Annotated in this window: 13 protein-coding genes; 11 read left to right on the forward strand and 2 right to left on the reverse strand. The window is 61.7% G+C overall.

The window, feature by feature from the left end; translation table 11 throughout:
- Positions 1 to 80 precede the first annotated feature (80 nt).
- Positions 81 to 1,289: a peptidoglycan-binding protein gene (locus ACS5Q1_RS25990; RefSeq protein ID WP_473100899.1), complete on the forward strand. Its 1,209-nt coding sequence runs from the start codon at positions 81 to 83 to the stop codon at positions 1,287 to 1,289.
- 131 nt (positions 1,290 to 1,420) lie between these two features.
- The gene (locus ACS5Q1_RS25995; protein ID WP_473100887.1) at positions 1,421 to 2,077 is read left to right on the forward strand and encodes a dioxygenase family protein; all 657 of its coding nucleotides are present in this window, start codon (positions 1,421 to 1,423) and stop codon (positions 2,075 to 2,077) included.
- A 12-nt stretch (positions 2,078 to 2,089) separates the two neighbouring features.
- Here ACS5Q1_RS25995 and ACS5Q1_RS26000 read toward each other — a convergent pair whose 3' ends face one another.
- Positions 2,090 to 2,557 carry a hypothetical protein gene (locus tag ACS5Q1_RS26000; protein WP_473100888.1) on the reverse strand — a complete coding sequence of 156 codons (468 nt, stop codon included), beginning with the start codon at positions 2,555 to 2,557 and terminating at the stop codon, positions 2,090 to 2,092.
- A 182-nt stretch (positions 2,558 to 2,739) separates the two neighbouring features.
- On the opposite strand from ACS5Q1_RS26000, the gene corA reads away from it, so the two are divergent.
- Positions 2,740 to 3,753, forward strand: coding sequence for a magnesium/cobalt transporter CorA (corA, locus tag ACS5Q1_RS26005; protein ID WP_473100900.1), 1,014 nt, complete (start codon positions 2,740 to 2,742; stop codon positions 3,751 to 3,753).
- A gap of 56 nt (positions 3,754 to 3,809) precedes the next feature.
- Here corA and ACS5Q1_RS26010 read toward each other — a convergent pair whose 3' ends face one another.
- The gene (locus ACS5Q1_RS26010; protein WP_473100889.1) at positions 3,810 to 4,508 is read right to left on the reverse strand and encodes a GntR family transcriptional regulator; all 699 of its coding nucleotides are present in this window, start codon (positions 4,506 to 4,508) and stop codon (positions 3,810 to 3,812) included.
- A 170-nt stretch (positions 4,509 to 4,678) separates the two neighbouring features.
- Between ACS5Q1_RS26010 and ACS5Q1_RS26015 the strand changes: the two genes are divergently transcribed.
- The 8 genes from ACS5Q1_RS26015 (at position 4,679) to ACS5Q1_RS26050 (ending at position 14,881) form a co-directional block, all read left to right on the forward strand.
- Positions 4,679 to 6,619: an ABC transporter substrate-binding protein gene (locus tag ACS5Q1_RS26015; RefSeq protein WP_473100890.1), complete on the forward strand. Its 1,941-nt coding sequence runs from the start codon at positions 4,679 to 4,681 to the stop codon at positions 6,617 to 6,619.
- A gap of 75 nt (positions 6,620 to 6,694) precedes the next feature.
- Positions 6,695 to 7,681, forward strand: coding sequence for an ABC transporter permease (locus tag ACS5Q1_RS26020; protein WP_473100891.1), 987 nt, complete (start codon positions 6,695 to 6,697; stop codon positions 7,679 to 7,681).
- Complete coding sequence (locus ACS5Q1_RS26025; protein ID WP_473100892.1) at positions 7,678 to 8,832, forward strand: ABC transporter permease subunit; 1,155 nt, start codon at positions 7,678 to 7,680, stop codon at positions 8,830 to 8,832. The genes ACS5Q1_RS26020 and ACS5Q1_RS26025 overlap by 4 nt, the downstream gene beginning before the upstream one ends.
- Positions 8,829 to 10,529, forward strand: a complete 1,701-nt coding sequence (locus ACS5Q1_RS26030; RefSeq protein ID WP_473100893.1) for an ABC transporter ATP-binding protein — start codon at positions 8,829 to 8,831, stop codon at positions 10,527 to 10,529. The genes ACS5Q1_RS26025 and ACS5Q1_RS26030 overlap by 4 nt, the downstream gene beginning before the upstream one ends.
- Before the next feature lie 4 nt (positions 10,530 to 10,533).
- Positions 10,534 to 11,742, forward strand: coding sequence for a D-mannonate dehydratase ManD (manD, locus tag ACS5Q1_RS26035; protein ID WP_473100894.1), 1,209 nt, complete (start codon positions 10,534 to 10,536; stop codon positions 11,740 to 11,742).
- A gap of 12 nt (positions 11,743 to 11,754) precedes the next feature.
- Positions 11,755 to 12,909, forward strand: coding sequence for a mandelate racemase/muconate lactonizing enzyme family protein (locus tag ACS5Q1_RS26040; protein ID WP_473100895.1), 1,155 nt, complete (start codon positions 11,755 to 11,757; stop codon positions 12,907 to 12,909).
- A gap of 61 nt (positions 12,910 to 12,970) precedes the next feature.
- The gene (locus ACS5Q1_RS26045; RefSeq protein WP_473100896.1) at positions 12,971 to 13,900 is read left to right on the forward strand and encodes an NAD-dependent epimerase/dehydratase family protein; all 930 of its coding nucleotides are present in this window, start codon (positions 12,971 to 12,973) and stop codon (positions 13,898 to 13,900) included.
- 84 nt (positions 13,901 to 13,984) lie between these two features.
- The gene (locus ACS5Q1_RS26050) at positions 13,985 to 14,881 is read left to right on the forward strand and encodes a DMT family transporter (RefSeq protein WP_473100897.1); all 897 of its coding nucleotides are present in this window, start codon (positions 13,985 to 13,987) and stop codon (positions 14,879 to 14,881) included.
- Positions 14,882 to 15,571: the final 690 nt, after the last annotated feature.

The following is a 15,571-nucleotide window of genomic DNA, read 5'->3' on the forward strand; positions in this document are numbered from 1 at the left end:
GCACATTGGGAGGGCTTAATCGGGGACATCCGATACTGAATTTCGGGGTAGGCTTCGCCTTTGCGCTTTCCTTGCTGCTGATGGGCATCGCATCCGCTCATGCCGCTGGAAGAATCGCATTAGTCCTAACGGCGGAAGATTATCAGAAACTTCCGAAATCCAGCATCGGGACGAAGCGGGGTGCCGAGATCGCCGAGGCTCTCAAAGCGCGGGGCTTTGAAGTGATCGTAAGCCCCAATCCGAGCAATGCGACGGCCAGAGCACATCTGCGAGACTTCGCGGCGAAAGCGGAAGGATCCGATCTCGCGTTCGTCGTCTTGATCGGGCACGGCGTGGCATGGGGTGGCCAGACCTTTTTCCTAACAACCAACACCGAACTCGGGCGAGCGACCGACCTGCTGTCGCGTGCGCTCTCGACTACCAATATTGCGCAGATCGTCGGGCGAGCGCAGACAGGTGGCGTGTTCTTTTTCATGACGTCGCCGACCTTCGAGAACGCCATTGAGGGATTGGATGCCAGGCCTCAGTTCACCAGTGAAGTTCCGAAGAACGCCGTCACCATTTTCTCCAGCTCAGCTCGTATTCCAGTATCCCGCATCGATGCCGCAGGCGAGCAGGCTGCAGAGGCGCTGACCAAACTGCTCCAGCAACCAAGCCCGTCGCTCACCGAGGCGATCAAGATTGCCTCGAACGGCAATTTAGGGGCGGTGTTCGGGCGCGTAGACGAAGTCAATCTCGCAAAACCTGCTCCCGCGCCTCCAACGCAACCTGTCGCCGCGATCTCTCCACAACCAGCTGTCGGTGTTCAGAAGACGGAGGAAATCGAAGGAAAGCTGGAAGAGGAGCGGCGCGCGCGTGAGCAGGCAGAAACCCGCGCGCGCGACGAGCGGCTCAGGGCCGAGCGGGCCCAGGCCGAAGTGCTGAAAGCTCAGGCCGATGCCAAGAAAGCACAGGCCGATGTCGAGCGCGCTCAGGCGGACGCTGAAAAGGCCAAGCAGGAGGCCAAACGTGTTGAAGCCCAAGCTCAGATCGCGGCCGCCCAGGCGGAACAATTGAGGCATGTGTCCGTGGCGCCGACGATAGAAGACGCCCAGCTCGGGCAAAAGCAACGCCGTTTGATCCAGCAACGGCTCCGGGAATTGGGCCTCTATACCGGTCCGATCGATGCCATCATGGGTCCGCTGACGCGGGAAGCGATCATGGGCTACCAGAGAAGCCGCAGCGCGGCGGTCACGGGCTACCTGACAGCCGAGCAGTTTGATGCGCTCCTTCCGAAAGAAGATCAGTGAGTGAAGGCTCGTTGCTACCCACTCACTGATCTAATGCGTTCATCACGTTCATGCGATCCTGACGCTCGTGATCTGGCATGAGGGCAGGGCTGGTTTATCCTCGGGTCCACCGATCGGAGCCCGAGGTTCCAATGACTCTTCAGTCTTTTATCTCTCCCGACCGTCGGTCCGTGTTGATCCAGGCCGGAGTTATCGTTGCGGCGGCAGTCGCGCCGAGGATCCTGGTCGCAGCCGAGCTTGTCGCGACGCCGGGGCAGACCGAGGGACCTTTCTACCCCGTCGAATTCCCGCCTGACATGGACAATGATCTTGTCCGGGTGACTGGCCAAGCCGCACGGGCGATAGGGCAGGTGATCCATGTATCGGGCCGTGTGCTCGACATGCGCGGGCAGCCGAGACCTGGAAGCGTCGTCGAGATCTGGCAATGCGATGCCAACGGCGTCTATCGTCATCCTCGGGCGGCCGGGCAGGGGCGCATCGATCACGCCTTCCAGGGCTATGGCCGCATGCAGGTCGATGAGCAGGGGCGCTATCGCTTCCGCACCATTCGGCCAGTGCCATATCCTGGCCGCACACCGCATATTCATTTTGCCGTGCATGTGCCGGGGCAGGGGCGGCTGGTCACGCAGATGTATATCGAGGGCGAACCTCTGAACGCCCGTGACGGCGTCTTAAACGGTATTCGCGATCCGAATGCTCGCCGCAGCGTCATTGTTCCGCTGCTCGCGGCGCAAGCGCCCGAGGCCGGCGCTCTCCATGGGCAGTTCGACATTGTCGTGGCGGCGTGATCGCCAGCGAGCCTATTCGGGCGTCCGACGCTCTCCCCTGCGGGAATGAATGCGGATCCGGCCGTGGATGATGACTTCCGTCCTCTCGACTGTGACATCGGCCCCAACCGGGGGCATCTCGGGTGATCCGGTGAGATCGCCGGCTTGCCCCGCGACGGGGCCTTCCCATCCTTCCGAGCGCCAGGCGGCCTGCTGCTCGTCGAGATCGAGCACGCCTTCCTGATTCAGAATGCCGGCGACCGTGCCGACCTCAGACGCATCGCATCTCACGATCACCACAGTGCCGCCGCGGATGACGCCTTCCTGATACGCATAAGCATCGGCACGCGACACGCCGAGATCCTCCAGAAGAGGAGGCAGGTTGTGCGGGGTCGTCCAGATGTCGATGGCGTCCGCCGGAATGCCGGCCTGCTTCAGACGGTTCGCAGCGGTGGTCGCGTGGTGCTCGCTGTGGAAGAGGGATGTGACGGTCTTGGTCATCGGGTCGATCCCCTGCAGGCCATCCGTAAAACCCGACCAGCCGGGCGATCGGCTCAATCTGCACTTCGGTCAACGTACCACGGCGTCCCCGGATCCACCACCGGCTCAGGATGACGCTTGCGGGGGAGCCTGCACGCGGTTCATCATGGCAACGGCCGGAAAGCGTTATGCGTTGGATCGTCATGGCAAAGCCTCTCAAGCTCGTCTCCGTTCCGCCCACGAATACTCCCGGCGTGGTCGCGTCGGCGGTCTATGCGGGCGGGCGGCGTGTGATGGAGATCCCGATCGAGGAAGCCGGGGAATGGTCGCGCAAGCCCGGGCATGTCGTGTGGATCGGCCTGCATGAGCCCAGCCTCGATCTTCTGAGAAAGGTTCAGGCAGAGTTCGGCCTGCATGAACTCGCGATCGAGGATGCGCTCAAGGCCCACCAGCGTCCCAAGGTCGAGCAATATGGCGAAGCTTTGTTCGTCGTCGCCCGTACGGCCCAGATGGTGGAAGGACGCATCGCCTTCGGCGAGACGCATCTGTTCGTCGGACGCGGCTATGTGGTCTCTGTTCGCCACGGTGCCTCGACGACCTACACGCCGGTGCGGGAGCGCTGCGAGGCGGCGCCGAAATCGCTCTCGGAGGGTGAGGACTTCATCCTCTATGCCATCCTCGACTTCATCGTCGATAATTACATGCCGGTCATCGAGATGATCCAGGAGGAGGTGGAAGGGATCGAGGACGGCATCCTGAGCGCGAACCAGCCACAGGGCCAGATCGTGCGGCTCTACCAGCTGCGCCGGGATCTCCTGCGCCTGCGCAATGCCGCGGTGCCGCTGGTGGAGGTGTGCCGGCGCCTCGAGCAGCCGGGCCTGCCGGGGATCGACAGCACGCTCCACCCGCTCTTCCGCGATGTCTCGGACCACATCCGGCGGGTGCAGGAGGAGATCGAGTCGTTGCGGGAGGTGCTGGCCTTCGCATTCGAGAGCAGCCTGATGACCGGACAGGCGCAGCAGAACGAGATCACCCGCAAGCTGGCCGCCTGGGCGGCCATCCTGGCAGTGCCGACCGCAGTCGCCGGTATCTACGGCATGAACTTCGATGTTCTGCCCGAACTGCACTGGGATTACGGCTATCCACTGGTGCTGGCGTTCATCGCGGTGATCTGCTCATGGCTGTATTGGCGCTTCCGCCGGAAGCAGTGGCTCTGAGCCGTCCTGCTCAGAACAGGGCGTTCATGTGGGAGCGCTCCGCACGCACGAGGCTGTTATTGCTGCGATGAGAGACGGGCTAGGCGCATGCGTTCCATGATGTGCCGGCCGGAACCGTTGACATGCTGGGCGATCACCTGTGCGGCCCCCTCGGCATCCTGCGCCTTGATGCAGGCGATCAGCTCCCGATGCTCGTCCAGAACGTTCGTTTGTCGGCTGAGCGAGGTCGGGAAGCGGCGGCTGATGGCCCAGAGGATCTGACGGTGGCGCACCCATAGATCGACCGCATGGCGATTATAGTGGCGGTCGTACATGAGCTGATGGAACCGCAGGTCGAGATTGGAATGCTTCATTTCGTCCGCAAAATTGAGCGCCTCGATTTCTTCCTGGATGCGCTCCAACTCCTCGATCTCGGCGTTCGTGACAATCCCGACGAACCAGCGGGTGAGGGCCGGCTCGATAAGCACTTCGATCTCGCAGATATCCCGCACGAATTCTTCGTCGATGGGGCGAACGCGGGCGCCGCGGTTCGGCGTCATGATGACGAAGCCTTCGCCACGCAGCTGCTGCAGAGCCTCCCTCACGGGATTGGTGGACGTGCCCATGCGGTTCGCAAGCTCGGACACCTTGAGGCGCTCGTTCGGTTTGACGCGCCCGTGAATGATGTCGTCCCGCAGGCGGTCATAGACCGACGGGCCTGTGTCCTCGTCCTCGCGCTCGGGAGTAGCTTGTCGAATGCTGGCGATCGTTCTCATAGGAATGTTTCTTTATTCACTCGGTCCTCGCTTGCCAAGCGCGAAGCATCTTAAACCATACATTCAGATTGACAAATAATGTACGATTTGAAAGCTTTTCCGTGCGGCGGCCGAAAAGGCCGTGGTTCGGGAGGAAACCGGCAAAAAGCCGGCCAAGAGGAGAAAACGCTATGGGCTACCAGCACAAGCTGCCCGGCCTCGTCATGTCGACAGGCCTGTTAGGCGCCATGCTTCTAGGGGCGATGTCCCCGGCCGGCGCGGCGGATTATAAGCAGGCTCCGATGCTCGATGAGCAGGTGAAGGCAGGCAAGCTGCCCGCTGTTGCCAACCGGCTCCCGGAAAATCCCTATGTGGAGACTATGATCGATGGTGTCGGCAAATATGGCGGCACCCTGCGCACGACGATCCTCGCCAACGGTGACCATTACAATCTGACCCGCACCATCGCCAACGAACTGCTCGTGCGCTGGGATCCGCAATGGAAGAAGGTCGTGCCGTCGCTTGCCGAGGAGTTCAAGGCTTCCGAGGATGCGACCACTTACACGTTCAAGCTCCGGAAGGGGCTGAAGTGGAGCGACGGTCAGCCCTTCACGGTCGACGACATCATGTTCTGGTACGAAGACGTGTTCATGAACAACGCGCTCTCGCCGGCCAAGAACCCGACCTTCACGGTCGCCGGCAAGCCGGTGAAGGTGACCAAGATCGACGATCAGACGGTGGAGTTCAAGTTCGAGTCGCCCTACGGCCTCTTCCTGCAGCAGCTTGCCTATGGCCAAGGCCACCTGCCGGTCATCTATCCCAAGCATTACCTCAGCAAGTTTCACGAGAAGTACAACAAGGACGGCATCCCGGCGCTCTTGAAGGCCAATCCCGCCGCCGGCGATTGGGTGGCGCTGTTCAACTCCAAGGTTTCGCTGACCTTCCAGCCGCCCTTCTGGCAGAACCTCGAACTGCCGACGCTCAATCCGTGGGTGCTGACCGTGCCCTATGCGGACAGCGAGCGCGTGGTCGCAACCCGCAATCCCTATTACTGGAAAGTGGACACGGCCGGAAACCAGCTCCCCTATATCGACGGCATCACCTGGGCCAAGCTCGACGATCCGCAGCTCATGGCACTCAAGATGACCTCGGGCGAGTTCGACTTCGCCTTCCGTCACATCAACAACGCGACCTTCAAGTCGGTACTCTTCGATGGCCAGAAAACCGGCAATTACCGTTTCGTGGACGTGAAGGACCTGCCGGCGAATGACGCGGTCATCCTGCTCAACTTGAACTCAACCGATCCGGTCAAGCGCAAGATCTTCCAGAACAAGGATTTCCGGATCGCGCTCAGCCATGCGATCAACCGCCAGGAGATCATCGATCTCGTCTATGTGGGGCAGGGGGCTCCGTCACAGGTGGCTGTCCAGCCCGAGCACGAGCTCCATAACGAGCGCCAGGCGAAGCAATACACCGAGTTCGATCCAAAGCGCTCGGTCGAGATCCTCGACAAGATCATGCCGAAGAAGGATGCCGAAGGCTTCCGTCTCGATGAGAACGGCAAGCGCTTCACCATCAACTTCATGGTGGCCGACGTCTTCGGCCTGTCCTATCCGGACGTGATGCAGATGGTGCAGAAATACGCCAAGGATATCGGCATCGATATCCAGCTCCGCACCACCGACCGCGCACGCCTCAACACGATGTGGTATGCGAACGAGCAGGATGCCTATATCTGGAACTGCGTCGGCGGACTTTCCGAGGTCTATACGGATCCACGCTGCTACATGCCCTTCCAGAAGGCCGACATCTTCTTCGCGATGAAGTGGAGCGAGTGGTATTCGAACCGCACCACGGGCGAAGAGCCGCCGGAATCGATCAAGGCGCTGATGGCCGCCTATGACAAGGTCAACGCCGCCGTCACGGATGACGACCGTCGCCAGAAGATGAAGGAATTCATCAACTTGTCGGCGGATAATTTCCTCAACATCGGCATCTCGCGCCCCATGCCGAAATACATGATGACCTCGAACAACCTAAAGAACGTCGTCAACGGCATCCCGATCACCGGCAATCTCTGGCATCCGGCTCCGACGCTGACCCAGTGGTATTTCGACAAGCCGGCCAAGTAAGGCTCCGTCTGGTGCCGGCGGCGGCATGCGTGCTGCCGCCGGATACCCCTTCGATTTCATCGAACGGTCAGGTTCATGCTTCGTTACATCATCAAGCGAATGGTGTTCGCGATACCGACACTGTTTGCCGTCTCCATCGTAGCCTTCATCATCATCCAGCTTCCGCCGGGAGATTATCTCACGACCCTGATGGCAGATTGGGCGAGCCAGGGTGGCGCGGTGGAGGCCGGCACGGTCGCCGCCATGCGCGAACGCTATGGCCTCGATCAGCCGATCTATGTTCAGTATTACAAGTGGATCGCCGGCATCCTGATCCGCGGCGATTTCGGCATATCCTTCGAGCTCGGCAAGCCGGTCACGGAGCTCATCTGGAACCGTCTCGGCTTCTCGCTGCTGCTCTCGATTCTGACGCTGTGCTTCGTTTGGGCCATTGCGATTCCTATCGGGATCCTGTCGGCGGTGCGGCAGTACTCGATCTCCGATTACACCGCGACCTTCCTGGCTTTCTTCTTCCTGGCCGTGCCGGACTTCCTGATGGCGCTCTCGGCCATGTACATCATGTCCGCCTTCTTCGGGCAGAGCGTCGGCGGGTTGTTCTCGCCCGATTATGTCGATGCGCCGTGGAGCCTCGGTAAACTCGTCGACTTCGCCCAGCATGTCTGGCTGCCGGTCGTGGTGATCGGTCTCGGATCGCTCGCGGCTCTGGTGCGCATCATGCGCGCCAATCTGCTCGATGAGCTCTCGAAGCCCTATGTTACCACGGCGCGGGCCAAAGGCATGTCGGAACTGGAGCTCCTGCTGCGCTATCCGGTGCGCCTTGCCCTCAACCCACTGATCTCGACCCTCGGCTGGATCCTGCCGGCAGTCATTTCGGGTGAGATCATCGTGTCCGTCGTCATGAGTTTGCCGACCACCGGGCCGCTGCTGCTCCGCGCACTTCTCGCCCAGGACATGTATCTCGCTGGCTCGCTCATCCTGCTGATCTCGGTGCTCACCATCATCGGAACGCTGATCTCGGACATCCTGCTCGCCATCACCGACCCGCGGATCCGGCTCCAATGACAGATATCACCAGCCTTCCGCCCGAGACCACGACGTCACTCGATCTGCACGGCAGGGACATGGCCGTCGCCGGCCAATGGCGCCTGTTCTGGCTCAAGTTCAAGAAGCACAAGATCGCGCTCTTAAGCCTCGTCGTGATCGTGTTCATGTATCTCGTCGCGGCCTTCGCGGACTTCATCGCGCCCTTCGATCCCAATGTCCCGAACGCGCGCTTTACCTATGCGCCGCCCCAGGGCATCTCGCTGTTCCTGGACGGCTCGTTCCAGCCGCATGTCAACCAGCTCAAGATGACGCTGAACACCGAGTCGATGCGCCGGGAGTTCACGCCCGACGCGACGAAGCCGCTCTCGGTGTCCTTCTTCGTGCCAGCACAACAGCCCTATGACCTGCTCGGCTTCATCCCGATGCAGACCAAGCTCTTCGGCCTCACGAACCCGAAGCCGGGCGACAGCCTGTACATCTTCGGCGCGGATCGTCTCGGTCGCGACATCTTCTCTCGCGTCGTCCACGGCGCCAAGATTTCGCTGTCCATCGGTCTCGTAGGCGTCTTCATCAGCCTGATCCTTGGGGTCACCATCGGCGGCATTTCCGGCTTTTTCGGCGGCTGGATCGATCTCGCGATCCAGCGCTTCATCGAGCTGCTCCGCTCGATCCCGACCATCCCCCTCTGGATGGGCTTTGCGGCGGCGATCCCCGTCGGCTGGCCGCCGCTTCGGACTTACTTCGTCATCACGCTGATCGTTTCTCTGATTGGCTGGACAAGCCTGGCGCGCGAGGTACGCGGCAAGTTCCTGTCCCTGAGAAACGAGGATTTCGTGATCGCGGCCCGTCTCGACGGCATGAGCGAGATCGGCATCATCTTCCACCATCTGGTGCCGTCCTTCATCAGCCACATCATCGCGACCCTGACGCTTGCGATCCCGTCGATGATCCTGGCCGAGACGGCGCTGTCCTTTCTCGGTATCGGCCTGCAGCCGCCGATCATCTCCTGGGGCGTCCTTCTGCAGGAGGCGCAGAACATTCGCGCGGTCGCCCAGGCGCCGTGGCTGCTCTTCACGCCGGCCGCTGCCATCGTCATCTCGGTTCTGGCGCTCAATTTCCTCGGCGACGGTCTCCGCGATGCCGCAGATCCCTACGAGTCGGTGGCATGAGCATGACGAAGGACACGATCCTCGAGGTTCGGGACCTCAAGACCGTTTTCCCGACCCGTACCGGCATCTTCAAGGCGGTCGACGGCGTCTCGTTCGAGCTGCAACGCGGCAAGACTCTCTGCGTCGTCGGCGAATCCGGTTCCGGCAAGTCCGTAACCGCGCGTTCGATCCTGCAGATCGTCGACAGGCCTGGCCGCATCGAGGGTGGGTCCATCCTGCTCACCCGTGCCGACGGCTCGAGGACCGACCTCGCCAAGCTCGACCCGCGGGGCCGGGAGATCCGCAGCGTGCGCGGCAAGGAGATCGCCATGATCTTCCAGGAGCCGATGAGCTCGCTCTCGCCGGTTCACCGTATCGGCACGCAGATCGGCGAGGCGCTGCGTATCCACTTCGGCACGCCCAAGCACGAGCAGCGCGAGCGCGTTCTCGAACTCCTGCGGCAGGTCGAGATCCCGCGTCCCGAGGTGGCCATCGACCGCTACACCTTCGAGTTCTCGGGCGGCATGCGCCAGCGCGTGATGATCGCCATGGCGCTTGCCTGCAACCCCTCGGTGCTGATCGCCGATGAGCCGACGACGGCGCTCGACGTGACAACGCAGGCCGAAATCCTCGATCTCATCAAAAGGCTGCAGCAGAGCCACGGCATGGCCGTGCTCTTCATCACCCATGACATGGGCGTCGTCGCCGAGATCGCCGACGAGGTCCTCGTCATGTATCGCGGCAAGGTGATGGAGAGGGGACCCGTCGAGCAGATCTTCCATGCGCCGCAGGACGCGTATACGCGCCGGCTGATCGGCTCCGTCGTCAAATTGGAGAAGAAGGCGGAGGTTCGGTTGTCGCGACCGGCAATCCCGGCCGGAACCCCGCCGCTTCTCGAAGTGCGGAACCTTTCGCTGACCTTCCCCTCGGGCCTCAAGGCAGTCGACGACGTCTCCTTGAGCGTTCGACCGGGCGAGACGCTCGGCATCGTCGGCGAGTCCGGATCCGGCAAGACCACGATGGGACGCTGCCTGCTGCGCATCTACGACGCACAGGCCGGCGCCATCGATTATCGCCGCCCGGACGGTCTTACGGTCGACATCCGCACCGCCGACAAGGGCGCATTAGAAAAGATCCGCCGCGAGGTCCGGATGATCTTTCAGGATCCCGTGGGATCGCTCAGCCCGCGCAAGACCGCCGGCCAGATCATCGCCGAGCCGCTCAAGATCGCCGGCATGAAGGGTAGGGAACTCAACGACCGCGTCGCCGACCTGATGCAGCAGGTCGGCTTGGAGCCGGCCTGGCGGGAGCGTTATCCGCATGCCTTTTCCGGCGGCCAGCGGCAGCGCATCGGCATCGCCCGCGCGATCTCGCTGAATCCGAGGCTTATCGTCGCCGACGAGGCGACCTCGGCTCTCGACGTCTCGCTGCGCTCCCAGATGCTCGACCTGATGATGAAGCTGCAGGACGAGCTCGGTCTCTCCTATGTCTTCATCTCCCACGACATGTCGGTGATCCGCTACATGTGCGACCGTGTCGCTGTCATGTATCGCGGCAAGATCGTCGAGATGGGTGAGACCGATCAGGTCGTCAACAATCCAGCGCACGATTACACGCGGGCGCTGCTCTCGGCCATTCCCCATCCCGATCCACGCAATCGGCGCATCCACAACCGGTTCCGGTACGATTCCGGCCGCACGCTTTCAGCCAACGGGTAAATCGATGAAAATCACCGACGTCAAAATTATCGTCTGCTCGCCGGGGCGCAACTTCGTCACCGTCAAGATCTTTACGGACGAAGGGCTCACCGGAGTCGGCGATGCGACGCTGAATGGCCGCGAACTCGCCGTTGTCGCCTATTTGCAGGACCATCTCGCACCGCTTCTCATCGGCCGCGATCCAAGCCGCATCGAGGACATCTGGCAGTATTTCTACAAGGGAGCCTATTGGCGTCGAGGCCCGGTGACCATGGCGGCGATTGCCGGCATCGATACCGCCCTCTGGGACATCAAGGCCAAGGCCGCCAATATGCCGCTTTATCAGCTTCTCGGCGGCGCGAGCCGCGAGAAGGTGCTGTGCTACACCCATGCTCAGGGCCGCGACATCGCCGAGGCTGTGGAGGCCGTCGGCCGGCGCAAGGAGCAGGGCTACAAGGCGATCCGCGTCCAGGTCGGCATTCCGGGACTCCCGGACGTCTACGGCACGGGCGCGAAATCGGTGACGAACAACGCCCTCGACGATGCTGTCCCGCATGAGGAAACCTGGTCGACATCGAAATACCTGCGCTACGTGCCGGAGCTCTTCAAGGCAGTACGGGACACCCATGGCTGGGACATCGAGCTTCTGCACGACACGCACCATCGCCTGACACCCATCGAAGCCGCCCGGCTCGGCAAGGACCTGGAATTCGCACGTCTTTTCTGGCTCGAAGATGCGGTTGCGGCAGAGCACCAGGAGGGCTTTCGGCTGATCCGCCAGCACACCACGACGCCGCTCGCCGTCGGCGAGGTGTTCAACACCATTTGGGATGCCCGGCTTCTCATGGAGGAGCAGCTTATCGACTATATCCGCATGACCACCGTGCATGCGGGCGGCGTCACGGCGCTGCGCCGTATCATGGATTTTGCGAGTGTTTACAATGTCCGCACCGCGTGCCACGGCGCGATGGACATGTCGCCCATCTGTCTCGGCGCCAACCTGCATCTCGACCTGTGGGTCCCCAATTTCGGCATCCAGGAATATTCCGGTTATCTGCCGCAGATCCTCGAGGTTTTCCCGAGCGCCTGGAGCCTGTCCGACGGTTACCTCCATCCGGGCGAGGCCATCGGCCATGGTGTCGATATCGATGAGAGGCTGGCGGAAAAGTACCCTTACCAGCACGCGTATCTGCCCGTGAACCGTCTCGAAGACGGTACTCTGTGGCATTGGTAATCCGAGGATGAAATGAAGATCACCGCGATCAAGAGTTATGCCGTCAAGGTTGGTATCCGCAACCAGCTACTGGTGAAAGTCGAGACGGATGAAGGAATTTACGGCTGGGGCGAGAGTGGCCTGTCCGGCCGCGAGAAAGCCGTTGTCGGCGCGCTTGAGCACTATGCCGAATTCCTGCGCGGCCGCGATCCGTTCAAGATCAGCGCCCTGTGGCAGGAGATGTATCGCAGCCAGTATTTCGAAGGCGGCCGCGTGCTGCAGGCCGCGATCTCGGCCATCGACATCGCGCTCCACGACATCAAGGGCAAGGCCCTTTGCGTGCCAGTCTACGAGCTGCTCGGCGGCAAACAGCGCGACCGCATCCTGACCTTTGCGACGACCTTCGCGGAGCCGGGCCCGGCCATGATCGAACAGGCACGAATGCTGGTCGAGCATGGCTGGACTGCCATGCGTCTCTCACCTTCGGGGCACGAACACAAAGAAATCTACGAGCCGCGCGAGCACATCGCGACGACGGCGAAATGGTGTGTGAAGGCCCGTGAGGCGCTGGGCGAGGATGTCGTCCTCGGCATCGACTATCACCACCGCCTCAGCGTCGCGGAGGCCGCGAGCTTCTGCCAGAAGATGCCATCGGGCACCCTCGACTTCCTCGAGGAGCCGATCCGCGACGAGTCGCCGGGCTCCTATGAGGCACTGCGCCGTCTGACCGACGTTCCCTTCGCCATCGGCGAGGAGTTCGCCTCAAAATGGCAGTTCCAGCCCTATATCGAGCGCGACATTCACCAATACAATCGCCTCGATGTCTGCAACGTCGGCGGCCTGACGGAATCGATGAAGGTCGCGGCGTGGAGCGAAACCCACTACGTCGACATGATGCCGCACAACCCGCTCGGGCCCATCTGTACGGCGGCGACCATCCATTTCTCCGCTGCTGTGCCGAACTTTTCCTGGCTCGAAACCCGCGCAAGCCCCGCGGAAACGCATCTCGGCTTCGACAACTCCGATTTCTTCCCGGTCCAGCCGCGTCTGGTGGGGGCCCATTATCCGGTTCCGGACGCACCCGGCCTTGGGATCGAGGTCAATGAGGAGCTGATCGCAAGGCAGAGCTTCGAGTTCTGGGAAGCGCCGCATCTGAGGAGGCGGGACGGCTCGGTCACCAACTGGTGACAGTCGGCGCGGGCAGCGCGATACTGCCTATCGAGCATTATCATGGAGCGTCAGTTCGATCATGACTTCCTTGAAACCGGTTCGCTCTGTCCTCATCACAGGCGCGGGAGGTAATCTCGGTCAGAAGCTGATCGCGCATCTCCTGACACGGGATTGGTGCGAGCGGATCGTCGCGCTCGATCGGTCGGCACCCGCTTCTGTTGCACCCGTGGACAGGGTGCAGTGGGTTGCGGGCAATCTTGCGGATCCCTCCGACATGCAATGGCACGCGGCTCTGGCCGGGGTCGATGCCTCAGTGCATTTCGCCGCCCAGAACCCGTATCCCGATGCGCCCTGGAGCGATGCCTCAGCGTCCTTCGACATGACGCTCGCTCTGCTGGCGGCGGCCAGCCGGGCCGGCCTGAAGCGGATCGTGTTCGCCTCCTCCAACCATGTGATGGGGCAATACAAGGACACGCCTCTGGCCGACACCCTGACGCCCGGTGCTCTGACGACATCTCTGCCGCCGGGCCCGGGAACGCGCTGGTTCAACGGCCGGGAGATGCTTCAGGGATTTGCCTACGCGGCGTCCAAGCTGATGGGCGAGCGTGCCTGTCTCGCCGAGGCAAACCGGTCGAACGGAGCGTTGACCGCGGTCTGCGTCCGGATTGGCTGGTGTCAGCCCGAGGAGAACAGGCCGGAGACGATCAACACGTCCGGCCTGCCCGGCGACGACACAAATATCGGCCCGGATACGGAACGGGATTTGCGGTGGTTCCGCAACATGTGGCTCTCCAACCGGGACTTCACGGCCGTCATGGAGCGGGCGCTTCTCGCGGACGCGAAAGCCTGGCCGCAGCCCGGCATCGTCGTCAACGGCATGTCAGCGAACCAAGGCATGCCATGGGATATCGAGACCACCCGCCAGCTCATCGGATACGAGCCGCAGGACGACATCTGGGATCATGTGGCCCGAGGTGAAAACGCCCAGATATGCAATCGTTACCTTTGAAAAGCCGTCTCAGACACGCGGAAGCATGCCAGCCCTACGCACCTGGCATTTGTAGTGCGCACCAGGCCCGAGTTATCCAACATCATGGCTCTGCGTGATTTTTCCCTGATGATTCTGGTCTGCCTGCTGTGGGCAGCCCATACGGTGGTGAGCAAGATCGTCGTTTCGGACATGGCGATTCCGCCGCTGTTCTATGCGGCCATCCGCTATGCCATCGTCGCCCTGCTGGCGCTGCCCTGGCTGCTGCCCATGCCTAGGCCGACCTGGCGCATTCTTCTGGTCGGGTTTTTCATGGGAGGAGGCGGCTTCGCCCTGTTCTTCTTAGGCATCAAGACGGCGAGCCCGTCGAGTGCCGCCATCGTCTCACAGCTCGGCCTGCCGATCACGACCCTGTTGTCAGTCGCGATGCTTGGAGAAAGGATCTACTGGCGACGGGCCTTAGGCATCGCGCTGACATTCGTGGGTGGTGTGCTCGTGATGTGGGATCCCAATGGCGGTCTTCCGATCTCCGGTGGGCTCCTCCTGATCCTGGGATCCGCGGCTGTGGGCTCGCTGGCAGCCGTGATGATGAAGCAGATGGAAGGCGTTCGGCCGCTGCGCTTCCAGGCCTGGATCGGACTTGCCTCCGTGCTGCCGCTAACATTCCTCACAGCCAGCCTCGAGGCCAATCAGATCCCGCGGGCGATGGAAGCCGGTTGGGCCTTCCTGGCGGCTCTGCTGTTCTCGGCCCTGATCGTGTCTCTCGTGGCCCACACCATCTATTATGGGCTCATTGGAAAATACCCGGCCAACCTCATCGCACCTCTGACGATCATGAACCCGCTGATGACTGTGGCGCTCGGACTTCTCATCACGGGCGATCATTTCGACGTGCGAATGGCCATCGGCACGGGGATTGCGCTCTATGGTGTTCTGATCATCACCCTGAGGCGCAACCACGTCATGCCCCTGGCAGCCCTGGTGTGGGACCGTCAGCGGTAGATCATAAGAGGTTGATTGGGATCGACTGCGGAGGCGGGCAGGGCGAGTGGATCGAACTGCGGGTATTGCCTGCCGGTTCGGGATTTCGGTTCAGGCATTGAGGGACGAAGCCTTGAGGATGCTGGAGCAAGGAATTTCTGCGTTAACCATAACGGTTCCATGCACCTGCCATAGACACATCACCGCCGCTCGAACGACCCTTGGAGCGTGTTTAGGCGAAACAGATCCGGTTCACGGCAATAAAATGGGACCTTGCAAGAAAAGAGGTGGTCCCAGCCGGCAGAAACAGCTCCAGACATTCATATCCGCAGGCTGATCAAGGTTTGCCGGTGATCGCCCCAAGCCGATCGATCGACAACTGGACAAAGGATTGCCAGAAACGCAGCGCAACCGATCCACGGGTCCGAGCAGCATCTGTGATCAACCGAAGGGGATGAACCGCAATCCTGCGAGTATGGCTGTCCAATACTCGGTCAAACGCAAATCGGATCGATACGACGCTTAGGGCCGAACCCGAAGGAGGGAGCAGCGGAGGACGTTTCATGGCTCCGCTCACCCATCAATAATGTGGCAACCAAGTTGAAATGTCGCGTGAGGCGCAAAGCGAAACTGTCAGTCAGGTCGGGTGAGACGGAGCCTGGGGCGGCGGTGCGCAGACTGTCCGATCGGAGCGCCGACGGCCCAGGCGTT

The sequence above is a fragment of the Microvirga sp. GN3 genome, assembly GCF_055792825.1.

Coding starts and splice junctions, on each gene's coding strand:
- ACS5Q1_RS26045 (WP_473100896.1), top strand. CDS start 12,971: ATGACTTCCTTGAAACCGGTTCGCTCTGTCCTCATCACAGGCGCGGGA.
- ACS5Q1_RS26000 (WP_473100888.1), bottom strand. CDS start 2,557: ATGACCAAGACCGTCACATCCCTCTTCCACAGCGAGCACCACGCGACC.
- ACS5Q1_RS25990 (WP_473100899.1), top strand. CDS start 81: ATGGGCATCGCATCCGCTCATGCCGCTGGAAGAATCGCATTAGTCCTA.
- corA (WP_473100900.1), top strand. CDS start 2,740: ATGGCAAAGCCTCTCAAGCTCGTCTCCGTTCCGCCCACGAATACTCCC.
- ACS5Q1_RS26040 (WP_473100895.1), top strand. CDS start 11,755: ATGAAGATCACCGCGATCAAGAGTTATGCCGTCAAGGTTGGTATCCGC.
- manD (WP_473100894.1), top strand. CDS start 10,534: ATGAAAATCACCGACGTCAAAATTATCGTCTGCTCGCCGGGGCGCAAC.
- ACS5Q1_RS26025 (WP_473100892.1), top strand. CDS start 7,678: ATGACAGATATCACCAGCCTTCCGCCCGAGACCACGACGTCACTCGAT.
- ACS5Q1_RS26030 (WP_473100893.1), top strand. CDS start 8,829: ATGAGCATGACGAAGGACACGATCCTCGAGGTTCGGGACCTCAAGACC.
- ACS5Q1_RS25995 (WP_473100887.1), top strand. CDS start 1,421: ATGACTCTTCAGTCTTTTATCTCTCCCGACCGTCGGTCCGTGTTGATC.
- ACS5Q1_RS26010 (WP_473100889.1), bottom strand. CDS start 4,508: ATGAGAACGATCGCCAGCATTCGACAAGCTACTCCCGAGCGCGAGGAC.
- ACS5Q1_RS26015 (WP_473100890.1), top strand. CDS start 4,679: ATGGGCTACCAGCACAAGCTGCCCGGCCTCGTCATGTCGACAGGCCTG.
- ACS5Q1_RS26050 (WP_473100897.1), top strand. CDS start 13,985: ATGGCTCTGCGTGATTTTTCCCTGATGATTCTGGTCTGCCTGCTGTGG.
- ACS5Q1_RS26020 (WP_473100891.1), top strand. CDS start 6,695: ATGCTTCGTTACATCATCAAGCGAATGGTGTTCGCGATACCGACACTG.